19 protein-coding genes are annotated in these 21858 nt (G+C 48.5%); 16 read left to right on the top strand and 3 right to left on the bottom strand.

Annotated features, from left to right (window positions below):
- Window positions 1-7: 7 nt before the first annotated feature.
- The gene (locus ABIE50_RS26225) at window positions 8-1450 is read right to left on the bottom strand and encodes an aminotransferase-like domain-containing protein (protein WP_209865501.1); all 1443 of its coding nucleotides are present in this window, start codon (window positions 1448-1450) and stop codon (window positions 8-10) included.
- 98 nt (window positions 1451-1548) lie between these two features.
- Between ABIE50_RS26225 and ABIE50_RS26220 the strand changes: the two genes are divergently transcribed.
- The gene (locus ABIE50_RS26220) at window positions 1549-1896 is read left to right on the top strand and encodes a SnoaL-like domain-containing protein (protein ID WP_209865500.1); all 348 of its coding nucleotides are present in this window, start codon (window positions 1549-1551) and stop codon (window positions 1894-1896) included.
- Between the two features lie 198 nt (window positions 1897-2094).
- On the opposite strand, the gene ABIE50_RS26215 is transcribed toward ABIE50_RS26220, so the two are convergent.
- A complete protein-coding gene (locus ABIE50_RS26215) occupies window positions 2095-3591 on the bottom strand; it encodes a hypothetical protein (protein ID WP_209865499.1) in 1497 nt (498 codons plus the stop codon).
- A 188-nt stretch (window positions 3592-3779) separates the two neighbouring features.
- On the opposite strand from ABIE50_RS26215, the gene rbsK reads away from it, so the two are divergent.
- The 15 genes from rbsK to ABIE50_RS26140 all read left to right on the top strand — a co-directional run bounded on the left by rbsK (window position 3780) and on the right by ABIE50_RS26140 (window position 20287).
- Complete coding sequence (gene rbsK, locus ABIE50_RS26210; RefSeq protein WP_209865498.1) at window positions 3780-4721, top strand: ribokinase; 942 nt, start codon at window positions 3780-3782, stop codon at window positions 4719-4721.
- Between the two features lie 44 nt (window positions 4722-4765).
- Window positions 4766-7921 carry a SusC/RagA family TonB-linked outer membrane protein gene (locus tag ABIE50_RS26205; RefSeq protein WP_209865497.1) on the top strand — a complete coding sequence of 1052 codons (3156 nt, stop codon included), beginning with the start codon at window positions 4766-4768 and terminating at the stop codon, window positions 7919-7921.
- Window positions 7922-7940: 19 nt separating this feature from the next.
- On the top strand, window positions 7941-9677 hold the full coding sequence (locus tag ABIE50_RS26200) for a RagB/SusD family nutrient uptake outer membrane protein (protein ID WP_354028184.1): 1737 nt from the start codon (window positions 7941-7943) through the stop codon (window positions 9675-9677).
- A gap of 31 nt (window positions 9678-9708) precedes the next feature.
- On the top strand, window positions 9709-10725 hold the full coding sequence (locus ABIE50_RS26195; RefSeq protein ID WP_354028183.1) for a nucleoside hydrolase: 1017 nt from the start codon (window positions 9709-9711) through the stop codon (window positions 10723-10725).
- Between the two features lie 43 nt (window positions 10726-10768).
- Window positions 10769-11770 carry a GRP family sugar transporter gene (locus ABIE50_RS26190; protein WP_209865495.1) on the top strand — a complete coding sequence of 334 codons (1002 nt, stop codon included), beginning with the start codon at window positions 10769-10771 and terminating at the stop codon, window positions 11768-11770.
- A 142-nt stretch (window positions 11771-11912) separates the two neighbouring features.
- Complete coding sequence (locus tag ABIE50_RS26185; RefSeq protein WP_209865493.1) at window positions 11913-12197, top strand: hypothetical protein; 285 nt, start codon at window positions 11913-11915, stop codon at window positions 12195-12197.
- An 81-nt stretch (window positions 12198-12278) separates the two neighbouring features.
- Window positions 12279-13187, top strand: a complete 909-nt coding sequence (locus ABIE50_RS26180) for a DNA-3-methyladenine glycosylase family protein (protein WP_209865491.1) — start codon at window positions 12279-12281, stop codon at window positions 13185-13187.
- Between the two features lie 8 nt (window positions 13188-13195).
- Window positions 13196-13681, top strand: a complete 486-nt coding sequence (locus ABIE50_RS26175) for a methylated-DNA--[protein]-cysteine S-methyltransferase (protein ID WP_209865489.1) — start codon at window positions 13196-13198, stop codon at window positions 13679-13681.
- A 110-nt stretch (window positions 13682-13791) separates the two neighbouring features.
- Window positions 13792-15210: a pyridoxal phosphate-dependent decarboxylase family protein gene (locus tag ABIE50_RS26170; protein ID WP_209865487.1), complete on the top strand. Its 1419-nt coding sequence runs from the start codon at window positions 13792-13794 to the stop codon at window positions 15208-15210.
- Complete coding sequence (locus ABIE50_RS26165) at window positions 15203-16126, top strand: EamA family transporter (protein WP_209865485.1); 924 nt, start codon at window positions 15203-15205, stop codon at window positions 16124-16126. The genes ABIE50_RS26170 and ABIE50_RS26165 overlap by 8 nt, the downstream gene beginning before the upstream one ends.
- 126 nt (window positions 16127-16252) lie before the next feature.
- Window positions 16253-16693 (top strand): GNAT family N-acetyltransferase, encoded by a 441-nt coding sequence (locus ABIE50_RS26160; protein ID WP_209865483.1) that lies wholly within the window; start codon window positions 16253-16255, stop codon window positions 16691-16693.
- Window positions 16694-17009: 316 nt separating this feature from the next.
- Window positions 17010-17576, top strand: a complete 567-nt coding sequence (locus ABIE50_RS26155) for an NUDIX domain-containing protein (protein WP_209865481.1) — start codon at window positions 17010-17012, stop codon at window positions 17574-17576.
- A 20-nt stretch (window positions 17577-17596) separates the two neighbouring features.
- On the top strand, window positions 17597-18418 hold the full coding sequence (gene rlmB, locus ABIE50_RS26150) for a 23S rRNA (guanosine(2251)-2'-O)-methyltransferase RlmB (protein WP_354028182.1): 822 nt from the start codon (window positions 17597-17599) through the stop codon (window positions 18416-18418).
- 36 nt (window positions 18419-18454) lie between these two features.
- Window positions 18455-19306: a hydroxymethylglutaryl-CoA lyase gene (locus tag ABIE50_RS26145; RefSeq protein ID WP_209865480.1), complete on the top strand. Its 852-nt coding sequence runs from the start codon at window positions 18455-18457 to the stop codon at window positions 19304-19306.
- A 9-nt stretch (window positions 19307-19315) separates the two neighbouring features.
- The gene (locus ABIE50_RS26140; RefSeq protein ID WP_209865479.1) at window positions 19316-20287 is read left to right on the top strand and encodes a GSCFA domain-containing protein; all 972 of its coding nucleotides are present in this window, start codon (window positions 19316-19318) and stop codon (window positions 20285-20287) included.
- Window positions 20288-20362: 75 nt separating this feature from the next.
- Here ABIE50_RS26140 and ABIE50_RS26135 read toward each other — a convergent pair whose 3' ends face one another.
- Window positions 20363-21823 (bottom strand): MFS transporter, encoded by a 1461-nt coding sequence (locus tag ABIE50_RS26135; RefSeq protein ID WP_209865478.1) that lies wholly within the window; start codon window positions 21821-21823, stop codon window positions 20363-20365.
- Window positions 21824-21858 lie beyond the last annotated feature (35 nt).

Genomic DNA, 21858 nt, shown 5'->3' with positions numbered 1-21858 from the left:
GGCGCTCTCATCGCCCCCGGCGATGCAATTGCCCGCCTATCAGTCTGCCCAGTGTTTGGATCGCCCAATCCTGGTCCTCGTTCCAGGGATTGGCGTTAGTGAGGCGGATGCAGTGGTGGTAACGGTCCTGGCCGGAGAATAAGGCGCCCGGCGTAAAAGTGATGCCCTGCTCCACGGCTTCTTCATGCAGTTGCCAGGTGTTTATCTTTTCAGGAAGCACCACCCACAGGCTGATACCTCCGTTGGGCCGCGTCAGTTGCGTATCTTCCGGGAAGTATTCCTGTATGGCTTTCGTGATCTGCATGGTTTGCACGCTCAGCGATTGCCGCAATGATTTCAGGTGAAGGTCCAGCCGCTGCCGATCCAGGAATTTGCTCAGCACCAGCTGCGGCAGCATCCCCGTACTGCCGGAGGTAATGAATTTCAGCTGCGCTATCTTTTCATGGTAACGGCCGCCGATAACCCAGCCGGTGCGCAGGCCTGCGGCAATGGACTTGGAAAAGGAAGAGCAGTAAAGTACCAGTCCTTCTTCATCGTACGACTTCACCGTTCTTGGCCGCTCGGGTGCAAAATGCAGATCGCCGTATACATCGTCCTCAATCAGCGGTACCTGGTATTTCTTGAGCAGCTTTGCCAGCTGCTCCTTGCTGTGATCAGGAATACAACAGCCCATGGGATTGTTGTAGTTGCTAACAAAAAGACAGGCCTGCACTTTCTTTTGCTTAAAGGCATCTTCCAGCTTTTCCAGGCTTACGCCGGTTACAGGATCGGTAGGGATTTCCATGGCTTTCATGCCCTGGCTTTCGATGGCCATCAGCAACCCGAAAAAGGTGGGCGACTCAATAGCTATAGTGTCGCCGGCTTTGGCCACAGCGCGCAGGCAAAGACTGACAGCTTCTATGGCCCCATAGGTAACAATAATATCCTGCGGCGATACGGCCCGGCCCCAGTTGAGGCAATGCCTCGCAATATGTTTCCGGAAAGGCTCATGACCATATATATCACCGTAAGGGATAAACGAAGTATCCAGCTCACGGGCAGCCAGCTGCAGCGCTTTCTTCAGTTTTACCGCAGGGAGCAGCGTAGTATCCGGCGATGCGCCTATCAGTGAAATGGTTTTATGCGACCCGCTGGTTTTGCGGAACATCGCCAGCTTTTCATTGATCTGTACCTTGAATGCGGCAGGGGACGGATTGGTGACCGGCGGCAGCTCAGGGCGCAGCTTCTTTGAATAATGCACAAAGTATCCCGATTTTTCCCGCGGTACTACCCAGCCCTTCTTTTCCAGGTGTGTATACACCTGCAGGGCAGTACTGATGCTGATGCCGTGTTCCTGGTGCAGCGACCTTACCGAAGGAAGCTTATCGCCCACGTTGTATACTCCTTCGCTGATCATATGCTGGATCTTTTCGGCCAGCTGCAGATATATAAACCCGTTAGTCTTTTTCATCTTTCCAAAGTTAATCTGTTATGGTTCAATATCGATAATTCTGTATCTGCTTTGGTGCCGTTTTTTGCTGTTATTTTGTAGCCTCTAAATCCACAACCATGACTGTTGTTAAACAAATTGCACAAACGCTGGTACAACTTTGCAGGGCATGGAAGTTCCCCGAGGCGCAGGCGACCCTGTTTCATAAAGATGCAGTGAACCAGGAACCTGATGGCCGTACCACTACCGGATTAGCAGCCATCATGGCCAAAGAAGAGGCGTTTCTCAACAGCCTCACCGAAAGGCATCTGCTGGAGATCTCGGAACCGGTGGTGGCCGACGATTATTTCGCGGTACAGCTGCTGATGGATGTTACGATCAGCGGCATTGGCCGCCGTACAAGAAATGAGCTCTGCGTTTATAAAGTGCGCGATGGCAAAATTATTCATGAGCAGTTCTTCTATTAAACCATCATCTTAAAAAAATATACTTACGGAAGCAAGAATGGATGTCTATAAACTGTTGCCCGATGAATAGATGAAAGCGCGCTGCGCTGGCGCTTACAGAAGCAATAACCCTGGTAAGTGAGTTCCGCGTACCGGATGAGAAATATAAAGTAATATTTTACAGGCAGCCATGGTAGCGGTTTTATGGCTGCCCTGGTTTTAGCGGGCAACGGGGAGGAACTTGCTTTTTATCCACCCGGTAAAATCAAAATATTTCCGGAGCTGCATTTCAAATTTATCTTTTTCAATAGCCATCAATACAGGTGATATTTTCTCCCACAATAATTCATTCTTCTTTGGAGCATTCATCTTCGGGCAGGCCTTTATTGTTTTAAAGATCATATTTTCCACTTTCAGCCGTACCCCGCTGTACTGGAACGCGCGTTTGAACGACCTGATCTCGTAATCGAGATACTCCATGTTATTGGCCTCATAATGAATGAGGATGCTCAGCAGCCGCGATACCCTGTAAATGACCGACTGGTAGCTGGCCTTACCTATCAGCACAATTTCATTGATATACTTTTGCGCCTTCTTAAAATCGCCATTCCTGAAATACGCCAGCCCGAAGCAGAAGAATAACTCGCATTGCCTTTCTTCATCTACCAGGCCATACGCTTTTAGCAACGCAGGGTCACTGTTTTCAATATAGGTTACTGCAGCGCTTAATTGCCGCGTACCCATTAACAGCACCAGCTGGTAGATCATCGCCGATTTGCGGACCATATACCTGAAGTACTCAGGATAATTTTTATCGTCCAGCTGCTCCAGTTTCTGCACATAAAAGGACATTTCCTCATAACGGCCGGTTGTACGCAGGCTGTCGAGGATGCCATCCAGCGCGGAGTGATAGTCCAGCGGCGGATGATGCCACAATACCTTATTCTTTTCAAACAACCCGTTCAGCTGGTAAAAAGTTTTTAAGGCAGATTTATAATCGCCGATGTTGGTAAAGAAAGACGATTGGAAGAGGAGGTGCAGCTTTCTTGATTCCAGGCTGTTCTTCGTTTTGGCGTTAACGATACTCATTTCACTTAACAGCAGATCGTTCAGCTGTTTCTTTTCTTCCTCCGATATCGCTTTCCCCGTATGCAGCAGCCGGTATTTAAGCAATTCATATAAGGAGTGATGTTCGTGCGTATTGCGGATATCCTTGATAGCATTCCTGGCTTTCATTTGTATTTCCACCAGTTTGTTTTCTGTCATCCCCGGGAAGTTGAATTCTGCCAGGTAATTAAGCTCATACCGGTAAAAGAAATATTCTATAAACTGTTCCTGGGAAACGATGGCCAGCTGTTGCAGCTTCTTTAATTCCCTGTATCCTTCTTCCGGCAAATTGCGCTCTTTCAGGATATTCACCCGCAGCATACCATGCAGCAGCCGGAACTGGTCGTCTTCTTTTACACGCGATTGTATCAGGCAATCGGTCAGCAATTGCAGTAAATACCTGGCAGTGTTATCAACGGAAACGCCTGTATGAAAATGATTGAATTTTTCATCCAGCAGTTCTTTGGTGATCATCTCATGCTGATCTATCAGGTCAAACAGGGTAAGGTATTCTTTATCGCCGTCATGTTTACGTGAGTAAAGTTTGAAACGGCGTTTTTCAGATTTTGATAAAGACTTCACTAAACGTATTACTGCTGCCTGCGACATAACGGGATATTTTGAAATTAATGGAATAGCTGTAATCTGCGTACAGTAAAATGGTTGATTATCATTTATTTAAGCGAATCGCTGCTTGTTCACATGATCTGGTAGAATTCTGGAAAATAATAAAAAAAGGTCAAAATAGAAATCCTTAACCGGATATTTTTACTTCAACAAACAGAAAAATTTCACGTATGGATATAAAAAAAATCGTTGTTGTTGGCAGCACAAATATGGACATGGTGGTAAAAACAAGTCATATACCCGTACCTGGTGAAACGGTGCTGGGAGGCTCGTTTTTAATGAACCCGGGCGGTAAGGGAGCTAACCAGGCTGTAACCGTAGCGCGTTTGGGAGGGGATGTGCTTTTTATTTCCAAGGTAGGCAACGATGTATTCGGTAAACAATCTTCCCAGTTATTTGAAGAAGAAGGCATCAATACTTTCCATGTATTGTCAGACGATGAATTGCCTTCGGGCGTAGCGCTCATCACGGTGGATGAATCCGGGGAAAACAGTATTGTAGTGGCTTCCGGCGCCAATGGCAATCTATACCCGGATGATCTGAAAGACGCATTAACGGAAATCGCAGGCGCCGGTTTCCTGCTTATGCAGCTGGAGATCCCTATGGAAACCGTTCATTTTGTGGCCGGTTATGCGGCGTCCAAAGGAGTGCGGGTGATCCTGAACCCTGCACCGGCCAATACACTCAGCCCCGGGCTGCTGGCAAATACAGACATTATTACACCCAATAAGAAAGAAGCGGAAATGATTTCCGGTATTAAAGTCACCAATATTGAAAGCGCGAAGAAGGCCGCCAAAGCTATTTATAACATGGGTGTAAAAAATGTAGTGGTTACTATGGGCGCCATGGGCGCAGTTATTTGCCAGGAAGGTAAAACACTGGTGATCCCTGCGCAGCAGGTAGAAGCAGTAGACACCACCGCAGCAGGAGATGTGTTTAACGGCGCGCTGGCAGTGGCTTTATCAGAAGGAAAAGTGTTTTCCGATGCCGTGGAGTTTGCCAACATCGCAGCAGCTATTTCTGTCACCAGGATGGGCGCTCAATCCTCTATTCCATACCGAAATGAATTTATTGCCAGTAGCATGAAAACAGAAGGCCTAAAGAAAAAATAAAGCTCCGATCAATTTCCACTCTTAAATCAACCAATTCTTCCGTTATGAAAATAAAACTACATTGGAGGTTTATCAGCCTCGCCATGAGCCTGCTTCTCGTTGGTCATCTGCAATTGTATGCACGGGGGAAATATACGCCCCCAACAGGCCAGGGAACCATCATACCAAACAGGGCAGATAAAGTTACCGGCCAGGTAACGGACAACCAGGGCAAACCTGTGCCCGGCGTTACAGTGGCGGTGAAAGGTACTACTACCGGTACCACCACAGATGAAAAAGGAAATTTTACGATCCAGGTAAACGACCAGCAGGTACTGGTGTTTTCCTATATCGGTTTTCAAAACCAGGAAATTCAATACAAAGGCCAGCGTACCCTGTCGGTAGTGTTACTGGCTTCTTCCACGCAGTTAAATGAAATTGTAACGGTAGGTTACCAAACGCAGCGTAAGGTAGATCTGACAGGGGCGGTGTCTGTAGTAGCGATCGACAATCTGAAAAATGCCCCCACCAGTAATCCTATCCAGTCGCTCCAGGGCCAGGTGCCCGGGCTGTTCATCACCACCAGCGGAAACCCCAGCGGCGCTTCTACTGTGCGGATCCGCGGTGTGAGCACGCTCAATAATAACGACCCGTTATATATCATTGACGGGGTGCCCAGCAAATCAAGCGCATTCCAGATACTCACTGCGGAAGATATTGAATCCATCCAGGTGCTGAAAGACGCTTCATCCGCAGCTATTTATGGCGCCCGGTCATCGAACGGCGTGATCATCGTCACCACCCGGCAGGCGAACACCAATAAAACCATCTTCAACTTCAGCTCCCGCGTTACACATTCCGCGTTCGTAACTGCGCCAAAGTTGCTGAATGCTGAAGAACGGGCCAGGGTACAGTGGCAGGCCACTATCAACGATGGACTGAACCCCGATGATATTCCTTTTGTGAAGTACGACTGGTCCCGCAACCCCGATGGCACCGCTGTGTTGCACGGGCTCACTATTCCTGATGAACTGGCGCCCGGCGTGCCTTCTGCCAATACCAACTGGTTCGATGCTATCACCCGGAAAGGGCTGATCCAGGAATACAACCTCTCGCTTTCTTCAGGCAGTAAAAATGGTGGTGCGTTTATGTCTGTCGGTTACCTGAAAGATAAATACGTGGAACAGTTCAAGGATTTCCAGAAGCTGTCGCTCCGTGTCAACTCCCATCACCGTTTTCTCGATGGAAAGATCAAGATCGGTGAAAACCTCGCCATCTCCAACGGGATAGATAACGGCGACGGCAGTACGACGGCCTTCGCCGATGCCCTGCAGATCCAGCCGGTACTGCCGGTGAAGCTGCCCAACGGCGAATACTCAGGCCCCGTAACAGGCAGCTTCGTGGATCATCCCAATCCGCTGATGACACTGGACCTGAATAAATGGGACCGTGTAAATTCCCTGAATATTTTTGGTAATATCTATGCAAATATATCTGTCCTGAAAAACCTCACGGTAAATGCTTCCCTTGGCGTAGAGCATTCCAATACGGAGATACGCGATATCCAGCGCAAATTCTCCACGGGTTTCATCAGCCGCACCGTGAACTCATTGAAAAATTCAAAATCGGAGGAATTCAACTGGAACCTCAACACCACTATCCAGTATAACCTGGAGACCGGAAAGCACCGCGCTACCTTTTTGGCGGGAAGTGAAGCAGTGAGAAATAAATATGCCATCAATTCTACCTATAAAGAAAACTTTGCGCTGGAAACACTGGATTACTTCGTGGAAAATGCCGGTAGCGGTAACCAGACAGTAGGCGGCAGCGCTAATGGTTTTTCACTGCTCTCTTACTTTGGTAAGGTCAATTATTCATACAACAGCAAGTACCTGCTATCCGCTACATTGCGCTACGACGGGTCATCGCGGTTCGGGAAAAATAACCGCTTCGGCACATTTCCCGCTATCAGTGCCGGATGGAGAATTAATGAAGAGAATTTTATTAAAGACAATACCCGGATCATCTCCGACCTGAAACTAAGAGCAGGATGGGGCAGAACCGGTAACCAGGAAATTTCCAGTACCGCCAGGTATGAACTGTATGAAACCTACTATGGCCTGGGCGCTATGCCATTCACCTCTGATAACGGTACCGCATACGATATTGGCGGCGCAGACTCCGGTCCTTTATTATCCGGCTTCCGGCAGATACAAAAGGTAAACGACGACCTTCGCTGGGAATCTACCACCGAAAAAAATATAGGACTGGATGTGGGTTTGCTGGATCAGAAGTTAACCGCTTCTTTCGACTACTTTAACCGGGCTACCAACGATATCCTGATTTCCCCGGCCTACCTGGCCGTGCAGGGCGAAGGCGGTACCCGCTATGTAAACGGCGCTTCTGTTAAAACAAAAGGCTTTGAAATTGCCCTGGGCTATAAAGACCAGGTGGGCGCCTTCAACTATTCCGTGACAGGAAATGTAGGGCATTACAGCGACAGGATCACCGACCTTCCCGATAACGTAGTACATTCTTATCCGGGGAACGCTGAACAAACTATTCTGGGACGTTCCATGAATTCTATTTTCGGCTATGTTGCGGATGGCATCTTCCAGAACAAAAAAGAAGTAGACAACAGCGCAGAACAACCAGGTAAAGGCATAGGCCGGATCAGGTATGCAGACCTGAATAACGATGGTGTGATCAACACGCTCGATCAGCGGTACCTGGGTGTTTCTTCCCCGCAATATTCATTCGGGTTAAACCTGCAGGGCGAATACAAAGGATTTACCCTGAGCATCTTTTTCCAGGGAGTAGCCGGCATTTCCGTATATGACGAACGTAAAAGATTTTCAGACTTCACCAATCTCTGGGCTGGCACCAATTACGGCAAACGTACACTGGACGCATGGACGCCACAGCATCCAAATTCCACTATCCCCGCCGTTACACTGGCGGATAATAACAATGAAGGAAGATTGTCATCCTATTTTATAGAAAACGGCGCTTATGTAAAGCTCCGCGAAGTAAGCCTGGGATACCTGATTAAGAACATCAAACACCTGAACCCCATCAGGGTGTATGTAACCGGTCAGAACCTCTTGTCTTTTAAAGATAATTCAGGCAGGGATGCTTATGTTTCTGCAGACCCTGAAGATTCCGGCTATGGATTTCCACGCCCGCGCAAGATCACCTTTGGTTTCAATTTATCATTCTGAATTTTAAAACAGCAGCGTTATGAAATACTATATAAAGTTTAGTTTACTGTTGATGTGCCTGGGATCTTTGCTCACTGCATGCAGCCGGTTCCTGGATGTGCCGCCAAAAGGCGTAGTGGGCGCTGATGACCTGAATACGCCTGAAAGCGTGGAAAAACTGGTGATAGCCGCTTATGCCAGTTTGGGCAACGACCACTGGGAAGTGCCCTACACCAGCGCATGGGTATATGGAAGCGTGAGGTCAGACGACGCCTATAAAGGAGGACTTGGAACAGCAGACCAGGGCGAGTTTACCCAGTATGAAGTATTCTCCACCATCCAGGAAAACCAGAGCCGTGGCAACCTGTTATGGACAAGATTATTCATGGGCGTGCAGCGCGCCAACCTGGCCCTGAAAGGGATCAACCAGTTAAGCGATGGCAGTTACCCCGAAAAGAAACAACGCAGGGCGGAAATGCGTTTTATCCGCGGGCACTTTTATTTCCTGCTGAAAAACCATTTCAAAAAAGTACCTTTTATTGATGAACTGATCTCACAGGACAGCATCAATACCGTTTCCAATGTGCAGTATACCAACGATGAGCAATGGAGTAAAATTGCTGACGACTTCCAGGCAGGAGTGAATGACCTGCCGCTGCAGCAGGAACAAATAGGCCGGCCCAACAGTTACACCGCAAAGGCATACCTTGCCAAAGTGCGCCTCTACCAGGCCTATGAACAGGACGAACAGAACAACGTAACTCATATCAACCCCCAACGCCTGAACGAAGTGGTAACACTCACCAGTGATATCATCAACAGCAGCGGGTACAGGCTTTCCGGCGATTACGCGGAGAATTACCTGTGGCAGTTTGAAAACGGGAAAGAATCCATTTTTGCGGTGCAACGGTCTTTGAACGACGGATCAGAAGTGGGCAGGATAGATATGTCTACCGCCCTGAATTACCCCATGTACCCGGCTTATGGCTGCTGCTCTTTTCACCGGCCCAGCCAGAACCTGGTAAATGCTTTTCAAACCGGCCTGGATGGACTGCCGAAATTTGAAACGTTCAACAATGTGGAAATGAAAAATGAGGCCGACTTCAAAAATAATTCCTTTGATCCACGCCTGGATCATACCGTGGGATTACCCGGCCATCCTTTCAAATACCAGAACAATATCATATACCAAACCAGCTCCTGGACCAGGGGCCCTGAACTGTACGGGCCTTTCTCCGGGATGAAATCTGTGGTGCAGGCAGATTGCCCCTGTCTTACTACAGCCAAAGGATACGCTTATCCTGCCAGTTCCATGAACAACGACATCATTAAATTCGACGATGTGCTGCTCTGGAAGGCAGAGGCGTTGATAGAACTGGGCCGCCAGGATGAAGCCCTGGGTATCATTAACCAGGTGCGCCAGCGTGCAAAGAACAGCACAGCAAGATTGATGGATGCTAACGGTCACCCCTACTCGAATTATCATGTGGAACTGTATAAGCCAGGGCAAAACATTGCCTGGACCCAGGCTAACGCCCGCAGGGCTTTGCAGTGGGAACGCCGTTTGGAATTTGGTATGGAAGGCGCCCGCTTTTTTGACCTGGTGCGATGGGGCATTGCAGCAGAAGTACTGAATGACTATTTTGAGGTAGAAAGCAAACGCAGAACTTACCTGCAGATCGCTCATTTTACAAAGAACCGCGATGAATATTTACCGGTGCCTACGCAACAGATAGATCTGAGCAACGGGCTCTATAAACAAAATAATGGCTGGTAACAGCAATTAAGTTCATTAAATATCAACCTATATGAAATTCCACAAAAAGCAGGCATTAGCAGCGGCGCTGTCATTTGCCATGATCGGTTTTTTAGCGTCCTGCGCTATGTCGGACAAGGCAAAGGAAACCGCCGGGGAAAAAGCAGCTATTATCTTTGATTCCGACATTGGCCCCGACTATGATGATGCAGGCGCTATTGCCCTGCTCCATGCCCTGGCCGATTCCGGGGAAGCAAAGATCCTGGCTACCATTGCCAGTAACAAGTATGAAGGTATTGCCGCCGTGTTGAATGTATTCAACACTTATTTCAAACGCCCCGATATTCCCATCGGCGTGCCTAAAGGCGCCGGCGTGGATATGCGCGACAGCCAGCACTGGACGGATTCCATCCTGGCCAGATATCCCCACGCCATTAAAAGCAACAGCGAAGCAGAAGATGCCGTTACCCTGTACCGCAAAGTGCTGGCCGGCCAGCCCGATCAAAGCGTAACCATTGTTACTGTTGGTTTTCTTACTAACCTGGCCAACCTGCTGAATTCAAAAGGCGATGATATTTCCCCGCTCAGCGGTAAGGAACTGGTTACACAGAAGGTAAAGCTGCTGGTGAGTATGGCCGGCAAATTCCCGGAGGGAAGGGAGTTTAATGTATACTGCGACTCCACCGCTTCCATTGCAGCCTTTGAAAACTGGCCTACAAAAGTGATCTACTCCGGCTTTGAAATAGGATGGAATATTAAAACCGGTCTGCCTTTGTCGACGAACGAAAGCATTCAGAACAGCCCTGTAAAAGATGTGTTCAGGATCTGTATCCCCCAATCGCCGGACGATGCGCAGGGCAGAATGAGCTGGGACGAAACCGCTGTATTGGTGGCTGTTCGCGGCTATGAGCCTTACTACACTTTACAGGGCGGCAAAATAAAAGTAGCGCCCAATGGCAGTAATACCTGGGATAGCAGCGGCAGCGGACAGGATTACCTGGTGGAAAAAATGCCGCCACAACAGGTGCAGTCGGTGATTGAACAGCTGATGGCGCATCAGCCTAAGTAATAGAAGAGGTACGCATCATTTCAAACAATAAGAATTACTACGCATGTTTATTGTACAAGATTATGGAACGGCCGTCTGGTTATGCGTGATCACTATGCTGTGCTGGGGTTCCTGGGCCAACACGCAGAAGCTGGCCGGCAAAACCTGGCGCTTTGAATTATTCTACTGGGATTATGTGATAGGTATCTTACTGTTTTCGTTGCTGTCGGCTTTTACTATAGGCAGTAATGGCAACGAAGGCCGCAGCTTCCTGGAAGACTTGTCGCAGGCCGCCGGTGTCAACATTGCCAGTGCCTTGTTAGGCGGGGTTATTTTCAACGCCGCCAATATCCTGTTAACAGCAGCTATTGCCATTGCCGGTATGTCTGTAGCTTTTCCTGTTGGTATAGGACTAGCCCTGGTATTAGGTGTGGTGATCAATTACCTGGGCGCCGCAAAAGGAAATCCGGTATGGCTTTTTGCGGGTGTGGCGCTGGTAACGGTGGCAATTGTACTTAACGCGGTGGCCTATCGCAAGGCATCGGGCGAGAACCGTAAAGTGTCGTCAACAGGGATTATACTATCCATAGTTGCCGGCGTGCTGATGTCGTTCTTTTACCGGTTCATCGCCGCTTCTATGGACCTGCAGGATTTTGTGCATCCCGCCGCAGGAAAAATGACGCCTTATACTGCCGTTGTCATTTTCTCCGCAGGAATTTTTATCAGCAACTTCCTGTTCAATACCATTTTGATGAAACGTCCTTTTACCGGGGCGCCCACAGGGTATGCCGACTATTTTGCCGGGAAATTTTCCACGCATATGGTAGGTGTGCTGGGTGGCGTTATATGGGGATTGGGTAATTCCCTCAGTTTGATAGCCGCAGGAAAAGCCGGCGCCGCTGTTTCCTATGGACTGGGGCAGGGCGCTACGCTTGTTGCTGCTTTGTGGGGCGTGTTTATCTGGAAGGAATTTAAAGCCGCGCCAAAGGGAACCGGCGGGCTTATAGCAGGGATGTTCCTGTTGTTTGCTGCCGGACTGGGACTGATCATTTACTCAGGAGGATAACCGGGTAATGGCTGCCTCCGGCGGATTTTATCTGACACAGGATGATAATGATTATGAGCAATTTATCCTGTGGTTGATATTATTGCCGGAGGCGCCTTCGGGAATATATATTATCTTCCCCGGAGGTAATTTTTACAGAGAGATGATTAAAAGAATAATGCCTGATAAATGGAAACATTTCTTCGTGGGTATCCTGATGGGAGCAGTACTGCAGGTGGCCGGAGAACTGGTATTCCCGGGGCGCCTCCTGTCGGCAACCCTGATGACACTGGCTGTGGTGGTAGCTGTCAGCTATGGCTTTGAACTGTTGTCGCTGATCACCGGGAGAGGGCACTACGACATTATGGATGCGGTGGCCAGTATTATTGGCGGCATAACCGGTATGTTACTGGGCGGCGGTATTTACCATTGGGTGTACCTGTCATAAAAAACAACGCATAATAAGATCATCCGTCAAATCCGCAAGAAAGCGTAAATCAATGATCCCCACTTTACGTATTTTCGCAACATGGCTTTGCAGAAAATAATGATCCCCATTAATGACCCCGCACATTTTTCCTTTGAAGAATGCCTGCGTTTCCTGGGGAGGTCGGATAAAGAATGTTTGCATTACATACATGAAGGAAAAGTAAGGAGGATGTTGTTGTCCGGAGGAGAACCTGTGGTAGTGGAAATTGCGCCCGGCTCAAAAAAGGACTTCCTCGAAGTAACCGTGCTGGCGCCTGCCGGCGTGGAAGTAGCAGAAGCGCCCATTGTAAGGTATATCACCCATTGGTGGCACCTGGATGCCGACCTGCAGCCTTTCTACCGTTACACGCAAACAGACCCGCTGCTGAAAGGATTGGCCCAAAAATACAATGGCCTTCGCCTCATAGGAATGCCCGATCTTTTTGAGGCCATCACCTGGCCGGTAATAGGGCAGCAAATAAACCTTGCCTTTGCTTACACGCTGCGGCAACGGTTTATTACTCACTTTGGTTACCATGTGAACATACACAATACCGATTTCTATTTGTATCCTCATCCGCGGGTGATTGCCGCTTTAACACCAGACCAGCTTACGCCCATGCAGTTTTCCCGCAGTAAGGCGCTGTACCTGGTGGAAACCGCCAAACAAATGGCCAGTGGCGCGCTCAGCGAGGCAGGCCTGAATGCCATGAGCTATGAAGCTGCCCGCGAAAGCCTGGTGGCCATGAAGGGGATAGGCAACTGGTCGGCCAATTATGCGCTGATGAAGTTCCGCCGTTTTCCTCAATCTGTTTTACTGGAAGATGTTGGTTTGCAGAATGCAATAAAAAACAGGTTAAATTTGGAGGCCAAGCCTTCAATGCCAGCGTTACAGGAGTATACAAAGCCATGGAAGGAACATGCAGCATATGCCACATTTTATTTGTGGAGGTCATTATTACCCCAATAGATTATTTTATGGAAGACGGATTGTATCATTTACGTATAGACACCCCCGTTGGACCGCTACTGATCAGCGGCACCACACAATTTATCAACGCTGTTTCCTTTACAGATGAACCCGTAGTGGATTTTCCCCAGGCACCGGCGCTGTTGCTGGATTGTGCACAACAGTTGTATGAGTATTTCGCAGGCGACCGCAAAGTATTTGAACTGCCCATTTTCCAGGAAGGAACAGCATTCCAGCAAACGGTGTGGCAACAGCTAACTGCCATTCCATTCGGCCATACTATTTCCTACCAGCAACTGGCGCGCCGTATCAACAACCCCAAAAGTATCCGCGCAGTAGGTACCACCAATGGTAAAAACAGGCTGGCCATCATTGTGCCCTGTCATCGTGTAATTGGCAGTGATGGCTCGCTCACGGGCTATGCCGGTGGCCTCTGGCGCAAACGGTGGCTGCTGGAACACGAACGTACTGATTTATTTACCGGTTTAATGTGATCTCATCTGATATGGTCTATATTTTAAAAACTGCATCTGTTTTCAGATAATAATTTATCTCAATTTTGTTCCTGAATTACAACCCGAAATACTATCAACAACGCGTAATCATGGAATTGAAATTGCAGGAAGACCTGAAACATACAGATCAGTTATTACAGTTAACCAAAGATTTCAGCAGCAGGTTTTTATCAGCAATAGATAAACTGGCAGCCGATAAACAGGTGCAGGTTAGCAGCCGTGCATCCGTTCCCGTTACAGGGTTAGGCGGGGTCGCAACACTGGAAGCCTTCCGGCAGCAATATGGTAATAGCATTACTGCCGCCGCAGGGCCGCGCTACTGGGGATTTGTAACAGGCGGTGTTACGCCTGCCGCGTTGATGGGCGACTGGCTTGCTTCCACCATGGATCTTAATTCATCCGATAAAAGCTCGGCTGCATTTTATATAGAAACGGAAACCATTGCTTTACTGAAAGCGCTGTTCGGACTACCGGAAGCATTCCTGGGATGTTTTGTATCCGGCGCTACCATGTCCAACTTTACAGGGCTTGCCACCGGCAGGCAATGGGTGGGGCAGCAGCATGGAGTAGATATTGCAGCAGATGGCGCGGCCGCATTGCCGGGGCTGAAAGTAGTGTCGGCTGTACCACATTCCAGTATTGGTAAAGCGATGTCTATGCTGGGAATCGGGCGCAACAACCTGGTGCGGGTGCCGGTATTGCCAGGGCGTGAAAGCGTGGATATTGCTGCTTTGAGGCAATACCTGGAAGCGCATAAAGGAGAACCTGTTATATACGTAGCCAATGCAGGCACAGTGAACACGGTTGATTTTGATGATATCGCCGCGTTGGTGCAGCTGAAAAAGGAATATGGCTTCTGGCTGCATGTGGATGCCGCTTTCGGTGGTTTCGCCGCCTGCAGCGATCAGTGGAAACACCTGCTGAACGGATGGGAACAGGCCGATAGCATTACCATAGATGCACATAAGTGGTTGAATGTACCTTATGATGCCGCTATGATCTTTTGCAGGCACCCGGAGTTACAGTCGGCCGTATTCCAGAATGCAGGCGCAGCCTACTTAGGCGATCCTGCCACGCAATTCAATTTCATTAACTACATACCGGAAAACTCGCGCAGGCAGCGCGCTTTACCCGCCTGGTTCTCTTTAATGGCCTATGGGAAAGAAGGCTATCGCTGGCTGGTGGAAAACGATATTTCATTAGCCAGGCAACTGGGCAGCCTGCTGGAAACAGATCCCAATTTTGTGGTATTGTCGCCGGTACGGCTTTGCGTGGTGTGCTTCACATTACAGGTGGCGCCGGAAGCTGAGGAGGAGGCCGTGCAGGAATTCCTGGAAGCGCTGAATAATAGTGGCGTGGTATGTATGACGGCTACTACCTATGCGGGGCATTCCGCCATACGCGCAGCGTTGGTGAACTGGCGCACCGGCAGTAAAGATGTATTGATGGCCTATGATACCATGAAGGTACTGGGAGAGGAAATAGTGAATAAATATACTTATGCGTAAATCAAATACAAATGCTTACATCGCGCTTGCCATTGTAAGTATTTTCTGGGGAACCACTTACCTGGCATCCAGTGTGGGCGTAAGGCACATGCATGGGGTGATGCTGGCAGGCATAAGACAGGCAACAGCCGGATTCCTGATCACCGGCTTCTTTTTACTGAAAGGATATAAGTTACCGGGAAAAATAGTGTTGTCGAAATTGTTCGTGATCGGTACGCTGATGTTGTGTGGCGGAAATGGTTTGCTCACCTGGGCATTACGATATATTCCCAGTGGGCTGGGCGCTATCATTGCGGCTACTATTCCCATCTGGATCACCATTACCAGTTATTTCCTGGTACAGCGCACCCGGCTTAGTTTACAGCTCATCATTGGGATGATCCTGGGTTTTGGCGGCGTAGCAGGGATCTTTTATAATTATTTGTCCAGTCTCATGAACCCCGATTTCCAGTTCGGGATCATCATTGGTTTTATCTCCTGTATATTCTGGGCACTGGGTTCGGTATTAACCGCGAAGTGGTCGCTTGGTGTGAATTACCTGTATGGAGCGGGGTTCCAGATGTTTTTCAGCGGCGTTATCATGTTGCTGGTGGCTACCTTATTCCTGGGGCAGCATGTGGAAATACAAAGCTTCACTACGGAGTTATGGGAAAGTTTGCTGTACCTGGTATTGGTAGGATCGGTGTTTTCCTATTCTGCTTATGTGTTTGCATTGAATAACCTACCGCCGGCACAGGTATCCATTTATGCGTATATCAACCCTGTGGTGGCTGTATTGCTGGGATGGCTGATCCTGCATGAAAGTCTCACCTGGTTAACGGGTATCTGTTCGCTGGTCACTATCGGCGGCGTGTACCTGGTGAACAGCGCTGTTAATAAAAGTAAAAAAAGTCTTGCAGCAACTGCAGAATTGTAATAGCTATAATTTTTTAAGGTAGAAGTTTATAGACAGATGCTCACCCCGGTGTTTACCGGAAGGAGCATCTTTTCTTTTATAAGGGAAATGAATTAAATTGAGATAGATTACTAAACCAGTTATTTTATGGATGTTATTCAGGCAACGGAGTTACATACGAATGAAGTGGCGGTATTGTTTGATGCCTACCGCAGTTATTACGACCAGGCGCCTGATTTCAAGGGAGCGCTGGAATTTATTTCAGAAAGGATTGCGCAAAAAGACAGTGTAATATTTGTAGTGTTGCTGGACGCTGAAATTATTGGTTTCACCCAACTGTATCCCATCTTTACTTCGCTGGGCATGAAACGTGGCTGGCTGCTGAACGACCTGTATGTATTGGAAGAGCACCGCGGCAGGGGCGCCGGCAAAGCCTTGCTGGATAAAGCCGCCGCGTATGGTAAATCCACCAATGCAGCCTGGCTCATGTTGCAAACGTATATTGCCAACACCGGTGCACAAAAACTTTACGAAAAAGAAGGGTTCAGGAAAGACACGAACTCCTACTATTATTATAAAGCACTTTAAAGACGTGGAATTTGTCTTGGAACGCTGATTACGCTGATTTGTTTGATTTTATTTTTTTGTTTTTATTTGATACAACGTACTTAAAAAAGCGGATCGCCCTCGCGGAATTTGTCCTGGAACACTGATTACGCTGATTATGATGATTTGTTTGATTTTATCTTTTTGGTTTTTATTTGATAGTTGGGAAGGATGTTGATAATTTGTCTATATCTCTCCTTAACATAAAATCAAAACATATCCATCAAACAAATCATCATAATCAGCGTAATCAGTGTTCCAGGACAATCGCCGAAGGCGATCCCCTCCGCTAACGAGCATGGACACAACAAAGAACCCCTGGACCATTCACTCCCGGGACCTCAGATATGATAACAACTGGATCAGTGTATGGCATCATGAAGGATTAAACCCTGCCGGCAGCGCCGGTATATACGGGGTGGTACATTTCAAAAATCTTGCAGTAGGCGTGGTGGCGCTGGATGACGATATGAATATTTATCTCGTAGGCCAGTACCGTTTCCCTTTAAAGCGTTTTTCCTGGGAAATCCCCGAAGGAGGTGCGCCACTGGGGCTGGAAACCGCGCTGGACACAGCGAGAAGGGAATTACTGGAAGAAACCGGCCTGGTAGCATCTCAATGGGAGGAAATTACGCGCATAGCGCTATCTAATTCCGTTTCCGATGAGGAGGGAGTAGTGTTCCTGGCCCGTGGACTGGAACAGCGGGTGGCCGAACCGGAAGAAACAGAGCAGCTGATCGTTAAAAAAGTACCTTTTGAAGAAGCCTACCGGATGGTGAACAACTTTGAGATCACTGATTCCTTATCGGTAGCGGCCATACAAAAAGTAAAGCTAATGGGCTATGAAGGCTTATTAAACAAATAAACCCGTTACCTTTGCAGCAAATGGAAAGGAAATTTAACGCTTTCAAAGGTGAAAGAAAAGAGGGGCAGCGAGGTCCCAAAAAATATGCAACGCAGCGGCCAAAGCAATCTACCATGATTATTGGCCGGCAGCCGTTATTGGAAGCCCTGAACACCGGGAAGCCTATTGAGCGCATCTTTATGTTGCGCACCGCTACCGGCGACATTATCCCGCAAATAAGGGAACTGGCCCAAACCCAGAACATTCCCATTAACTATGTGCCGGTGGAAAAGCTCAACGGGCTTACCCAGGCCAATCACCAGGGAGTGGTAGCCATTGCCGGCAACGTTACTTACCTGGACCTGCAGGATGTGATCTCCCATGTAACAGAAAAAGGGGAAACACCGCTGTTCCTCATACTGGATGGTATTACCGATGTACGTAATATAGGCGCTATTGCCCGCAGCGCCGTATGCTGCGGCGCCCAGGCCATCATTATTCCTGATAAAGGCATTGCCGCACTGAATGAAGAAGCTGTGAAATCATCCGCAGGTGCACTGGAGCGTATCGCGGTGTGCCGGGTGAACAGCCTGAACAAAGCGATTGATACCCTGCATCTCAATGGTATCAAGGTAATGGCCAGTGAAATGGAAACGGAAATAAAGCTGTACGATTGCGACCTGAAAGAACCGGTGGCAGTGATCATGGGTTCGGAAGATAAAGGCGTATACCCTGCGCTGATCAAGGCTTCCGATGTGCTGTTCCGTATTCCCATGGCCGGCAATTTTGAATCTTTCAATGTGTCTGTGGCCGCCGGTATCATTTTATACGAAGCGCTGAAACAAAGAACGGTAAATATTTAGCGGACCCGCGGGCGCCCGCCACGAAAATAGTTTACTATGCTAAAATTAGTTGAATGCCCACGCGATGCCATGCAGGGCTGGCACAGGATGATCAGTACGGATGAAAAAGTACAATACCTGAATGCCCTGTTAAAGGTTGGTTTTGATACGATCGATTTCGGCAGTTTTGTATCTCCCAAAGCTATTCCACAGATGGCAGATACAAAAGACGTTATTCCCCGGCTGCAGCTGCCGGGCTCCGGAAGCAAGCTGCTGGCCATTGTGGCTAACCTGCGGGGAGCAGAAGAAGCGGTGGTGTTCGATGAAATTAATTACCTGGGCTTTCCCTTCTCCATATCAGAAACTTTCCAACTGAGAAATACCAATAAAACCATCGCGGAATCACTGGAACAGGTACATTCCATGCAGGAACTGTGCATTAAGAACAGGAAAGAACTGGTGATCTATATTTCCATGGGATTTGGTAATCCTTATGGGGACCCGTACAGCCCGGAAATTGTGCTGCAATGGGTAGCTGAAATGGTGAAGATGGAAATAGGCGTTATCTCCCTCGCTGATACAGTAGGTGTAGCAGATCCGGCTACTATCAGCAGCCTGTTCAAACACCTTATCCCGGCTTATCCTGATGTGGAGTTCGGTGCACATTTCCACGCAGCCCCCAATAAGTGGGAAGAGAAGGTACAGGCTGCTTATGAACAGGGCTGTAAACGGTTCGACAGCGCCATTAAAGGCATAGGTGGATGCCCCATGGCCAAAGATGAACTGGTGGGCAACCTGGCCACCGAAAACCTGATAGCCTTCTGCCACCAGCGAAAAGAACCGCTTACACTGGATATGACCGCATTAAGAGGCGCACAGCGACTGGCAGATGCTGTTTTTAAAGATTAACTGAATTACATGCAATTTCATTTAAGCTTTCCCGTAACGCCGTTGCCGGCTCCTATCCGGTATGATCATGAGCTGTTGCTGATGGGCTCCTGCTTTGCGGAAGAAATAGGTGGAAAGCTGCAGGAACACCGGTTTAATACCCTGGTGAACCCGCACGGTATTTTATATAACCCGCTCAGCATCACACAGGCCCTCACCACTTATCTGGACGGGAAAGTATATACGCGTGAAGACCTGTTCATGCACAATGACCTCTGGAACAGCTGGGATCATCACAGCCGTTTCTCCGCTCTTACGCCGGAAGCCACGCTGGAAAACATTCACCGGGCGCAGGCCGCCGCCACAAAGGTTATTGAAAGCGCCGACTGGCTCATTATTACGCTGGGATCTGCCCATGCTTACATCTTAAAGGAAAATAACCGCCTGGTGGGTAACTGCCATAAGGTGCCTGCCGGCAACTTCTACAAACGCATGCTCACGGTAGATGAAGTTGTTACCGCGCTGGATAATGTAATGCATCGCCTGTTTTTCCGTAACCGGAAAATTAATATACTCTTCACCGTTAGCCCCGTGCGCTATATCCGCGATGGAGTAGTGGAAAATAACCTCAGTAAAGCCATTTTATTGCAGGCAGTTCATCACCTGGTAAATAAGTTCAACAGGCTGTTTTATTTCCCGGCATATGAGCTGGTGATAGATGATTTGCGGGATTACCGTTTTTATAAGGAAGACATGGTGCACCCCAATGAACTGGCGGTTAACTATGTATGGGAACAGGTGATAAAAGCCGCAATAGGCGCGGCCAGCCAGGAACTGCTGCATAGCATCGCTGAAATAAACCGGGCCGCCAACCACCGGCCCTTTAACCCCGAAAGCCCGCAACACCGGCAGTTTTTAAATCACTATGCTGCAAAGGTGCAGCAACTGATGACGGCGCATCCGCAGCTGCAGTTGGATGACCTGCTGCAACGTTTTCAATAACCAGGCAAATTAAAAAGGTACATAAAACCGCGTTTACAACGGCTTCATGTACCTTTTTAGCCAGTTCCATCGCATTTACAACGGGATACCTCTTTTATCTTTCAGATAAATAATACCAACTACAAAACAGATCAATGCAATACCGATCGGGTAAATGAGCCCGGCCAGGTGGTTACCGGTATTGGTAACCAGGATGGTGGAAATAGTGGGCAGCAACCCGCCGAATACACCGTTACCAATATGATAGGGCAGCGACATAGACGTATACCGGATGCGGGTAGGAAATAACTCTACCAGGAAAGCCGCGATAGGTGCATACACCATGGTTACAAACAATACCTGGATAAATATCAGGATCACCAGCCAGGCAACATTTGTGCGGCTTACGGTTAATTCTTTCTTATCCGCTGCCTCCCTCAGGATGCTGCCATCGGTGTAGCTGTGTACCCGGAAGGATTTGAGCACCAGTTCGCCCGATTCACTCCGGGTAGAATTGCTTTCTATCCTGAAAAGTTCGGTCTGTTCCTGTTTCAGCTTTACATTACCGATGTTGTCCATGGCCTTATAGATGGGGTAGTAGGCAAGTGCTGCCAGCAGCATGCCGGTGAGCATGATCTTTTTACGGCCTATACGGTCGGACAGTGAGCCGAAATAAATAAAGAACGGGGTGCCCAGCAGCAGTGCAATGGCTATGATGATATTGGACTGCACAAATTCTATGTTCATGGTTTTCTGGAGAAAGGAGAGCGCGTAGAACTGCCCCGTATACCATACCACGCCCTGGCCCATGGCGGCGCCAAACAGCGCAATCAATACCAGTTTCAGGTTTTCCTTATTGGCAAAGCTTTCTTTGATGGGATTGGCGGATGTTTTGCCCTCTTTCTTCATTTGTGCGAACAGAGGGGATTCGTGCAGCCGTATCCGTATGTAATAAGACATAATTACCAGCAGCACCGACAGGAGGAAGGGGATACGCCAGCCATAGTTGTTGAAATCGTCCGGCGACATGAGCATGCGTGTCACCAGGATCACTCCCAGCGATACAAACAGCCCCAGTGTGGCCGTAGTTTGAATAAAGCTGGTGTAGTAACCACGGCGGTTGTCCGGCGAATGTTCCGCTACATAGGTAGCAGCACCGCCATATTCACCACCAAGGGCCAGGCCCTGCGCCAGCCGGAGGATCAATACCAGTATGGGCGCCAGTATACCAATGGTATGATAGCTGGGAATAAGACCGATGGCAAAGGTAGATCCGCCCATGATCAGCAATGTAAGCAGGAAGGTATATTTACGTCCTACCATATCGCCGATGCGGCCAAATACAATGGCCCCGAAAGGGCGCACAATAAAGCCAACAGCAAAGGTGGCCAGCGTGGCAATGTAGGCCAGCTGCGGATTACTTGGGGGGAAGAACTTTTCAGCAATGATGGCCGATAAGCTGCCAAAGATGTAAAAGTCGTACCATTCAATGAGCGTACCAGCCGACGAAGCCATTATAACCTGCCAGATGTTTTGCGTAGAGAGCGAGTTTTTCATACGTGTTAATTGTAAACGCTTGCTTTTGTTAGTTA

It is taken from the genome of Chitinophaga sp. OAE865 (genome assembly GCF_040546735.1).
Classification (GTDB): domain Bacteria; phylum Bacteroidota; class Bacteroidia; order Chitinophagales; family Chitinophagaceae; genus Chitinophaga; species Chitinophaga polysaccharea_A.
Note: the sequence above shows the minus strand (reverse complement) of the source record. Positions and strands in the feature narration are given on the sequence as shown.

Coding starts and splice junctions, on each gene's coding strand:
- rlmB (WP_354028182.1), top strand. CDS start 17,597: ATGGAAAGGAAATTTAACGCTTTCAAAGGTGAAAGAAAAGAGGGGCAG.
- ABIE50_RS26195 (WP_354028183.1), top strand. CDS start 9,709: ATGAAATTCCACAAAAAGCAGGCATTAGCAGCGGCGCTGTCATTTGCC.
- ABIE50_RS26225 (WP_209865501.1), bottom strand. CDS start 1,450: ATGAAAAAGACTAACGGGTTTATATATCTGCAGCTGGCCGAAAAGATC.
- ABIE50_RS26145 (WP_209865480.1), top strand. CDS start 18,455: ATGCTAAAATTAGTTGAATGCCCACGCGATGCCATGCAGGGCTGGCAC.
- ABIE50_RS26160 (WP_209865483.1), top strand. CDS start 16,253: ATGGATGTTATTCAGGCAACGGAGTTACATACGAATGAAGTGGCGGTA.
- ABIE50_RS26205 (WP_209865497.1), top strand. CDS start 4,766: ATGAAAATAAAACTACATTGGAGGTTTATCAGCCTCGCCATGAGCCTG.
- ABIE50_RS26140 (WP_209865479.1), top strand. CDS start 19,316: ATGCAATTTCATTTAAGCTTTCCCGTAACGCCGTTGCCGGCTCCTATC.
- ABIE50_RS26135 (WP_209865478.1), bottom strand. CDS start 21,823: ATGAAAAACTCGCTCTCTACGCAAAACATCTGGCAGGTTATAATGGCT.
- ABIE50_RS26190 (WP_209865495.1), top strand. CDS start 10,769: ATGTTTATTGTACAAGATTATGGAACGGCCGTCTGGTTATGCGTGATC.
- ABIE50_RS26200 (WP_354028184.1), top strand. CDS start 7,941: ATGAAATACTATATAAAGTTTAGTTTACTGTTGATGTGCCTGGGATCT.
- ABIE50_RS26170 (WP_209865487.1), top strand. CDS start 13,792: ATGGAATTGAAATTGCAGGAAGACCTGAAACATACAGATCAGTTATTA.
- ABIE50_RS26155 (WP_209865481.1), top strand. CDS start 17,010: ATGGACACAACAAAGAACCCCTGGACCATTCACTCCCGGGACCTCAGA.
- ABIE50_RS26180 (WP_209865491.1), top strand. CDS start 12,279: ATGGCTTTGCAGAAAATAATGATCCCCATTAATGACCCCGCACATTTT.
- ABIE50_RS26220 (WP_209865500.1), top strand. CDS start 1,549: ATGACTGTTGTTAAACAAATTGCACAAACGCTGGTACAACTTTGCAGG.
- ABIE50_RS26215 (WP_209865499.1), bottom strand. CDS start 3,591: ATGTCGCAGGCAGCAGTAATACGTTTAGTGAAGTCTTTATCAAAATCT.
- rbsK (WP_209865498.1), top strand. CDS start 3,780: ATGGATATAAAAAAAATCGTTGTTGTTGGCAGCACAAATATGGACATG.
- ABIE50_RS26165 (WP_209865485.1), top strand. CDS start 15,203: ATGCGTAAATCAAATACAAATGCTTACATCGCGCTTGCCATTGTAAGT.
- ABIE50_RS26185 (WP_209865493.1), top strand. CDS start 11,913: ATGATTAAAAGAATAATGCCTGATAAATGGAAACATTTCTTCGTGGGT.
- ABIE50_RS26175 (WP_209865489.1), top strand. CDS start 13,196: ATGGAAGACGGATTGTATCATTTACGTATAGACACCCCCGTTGGACCG.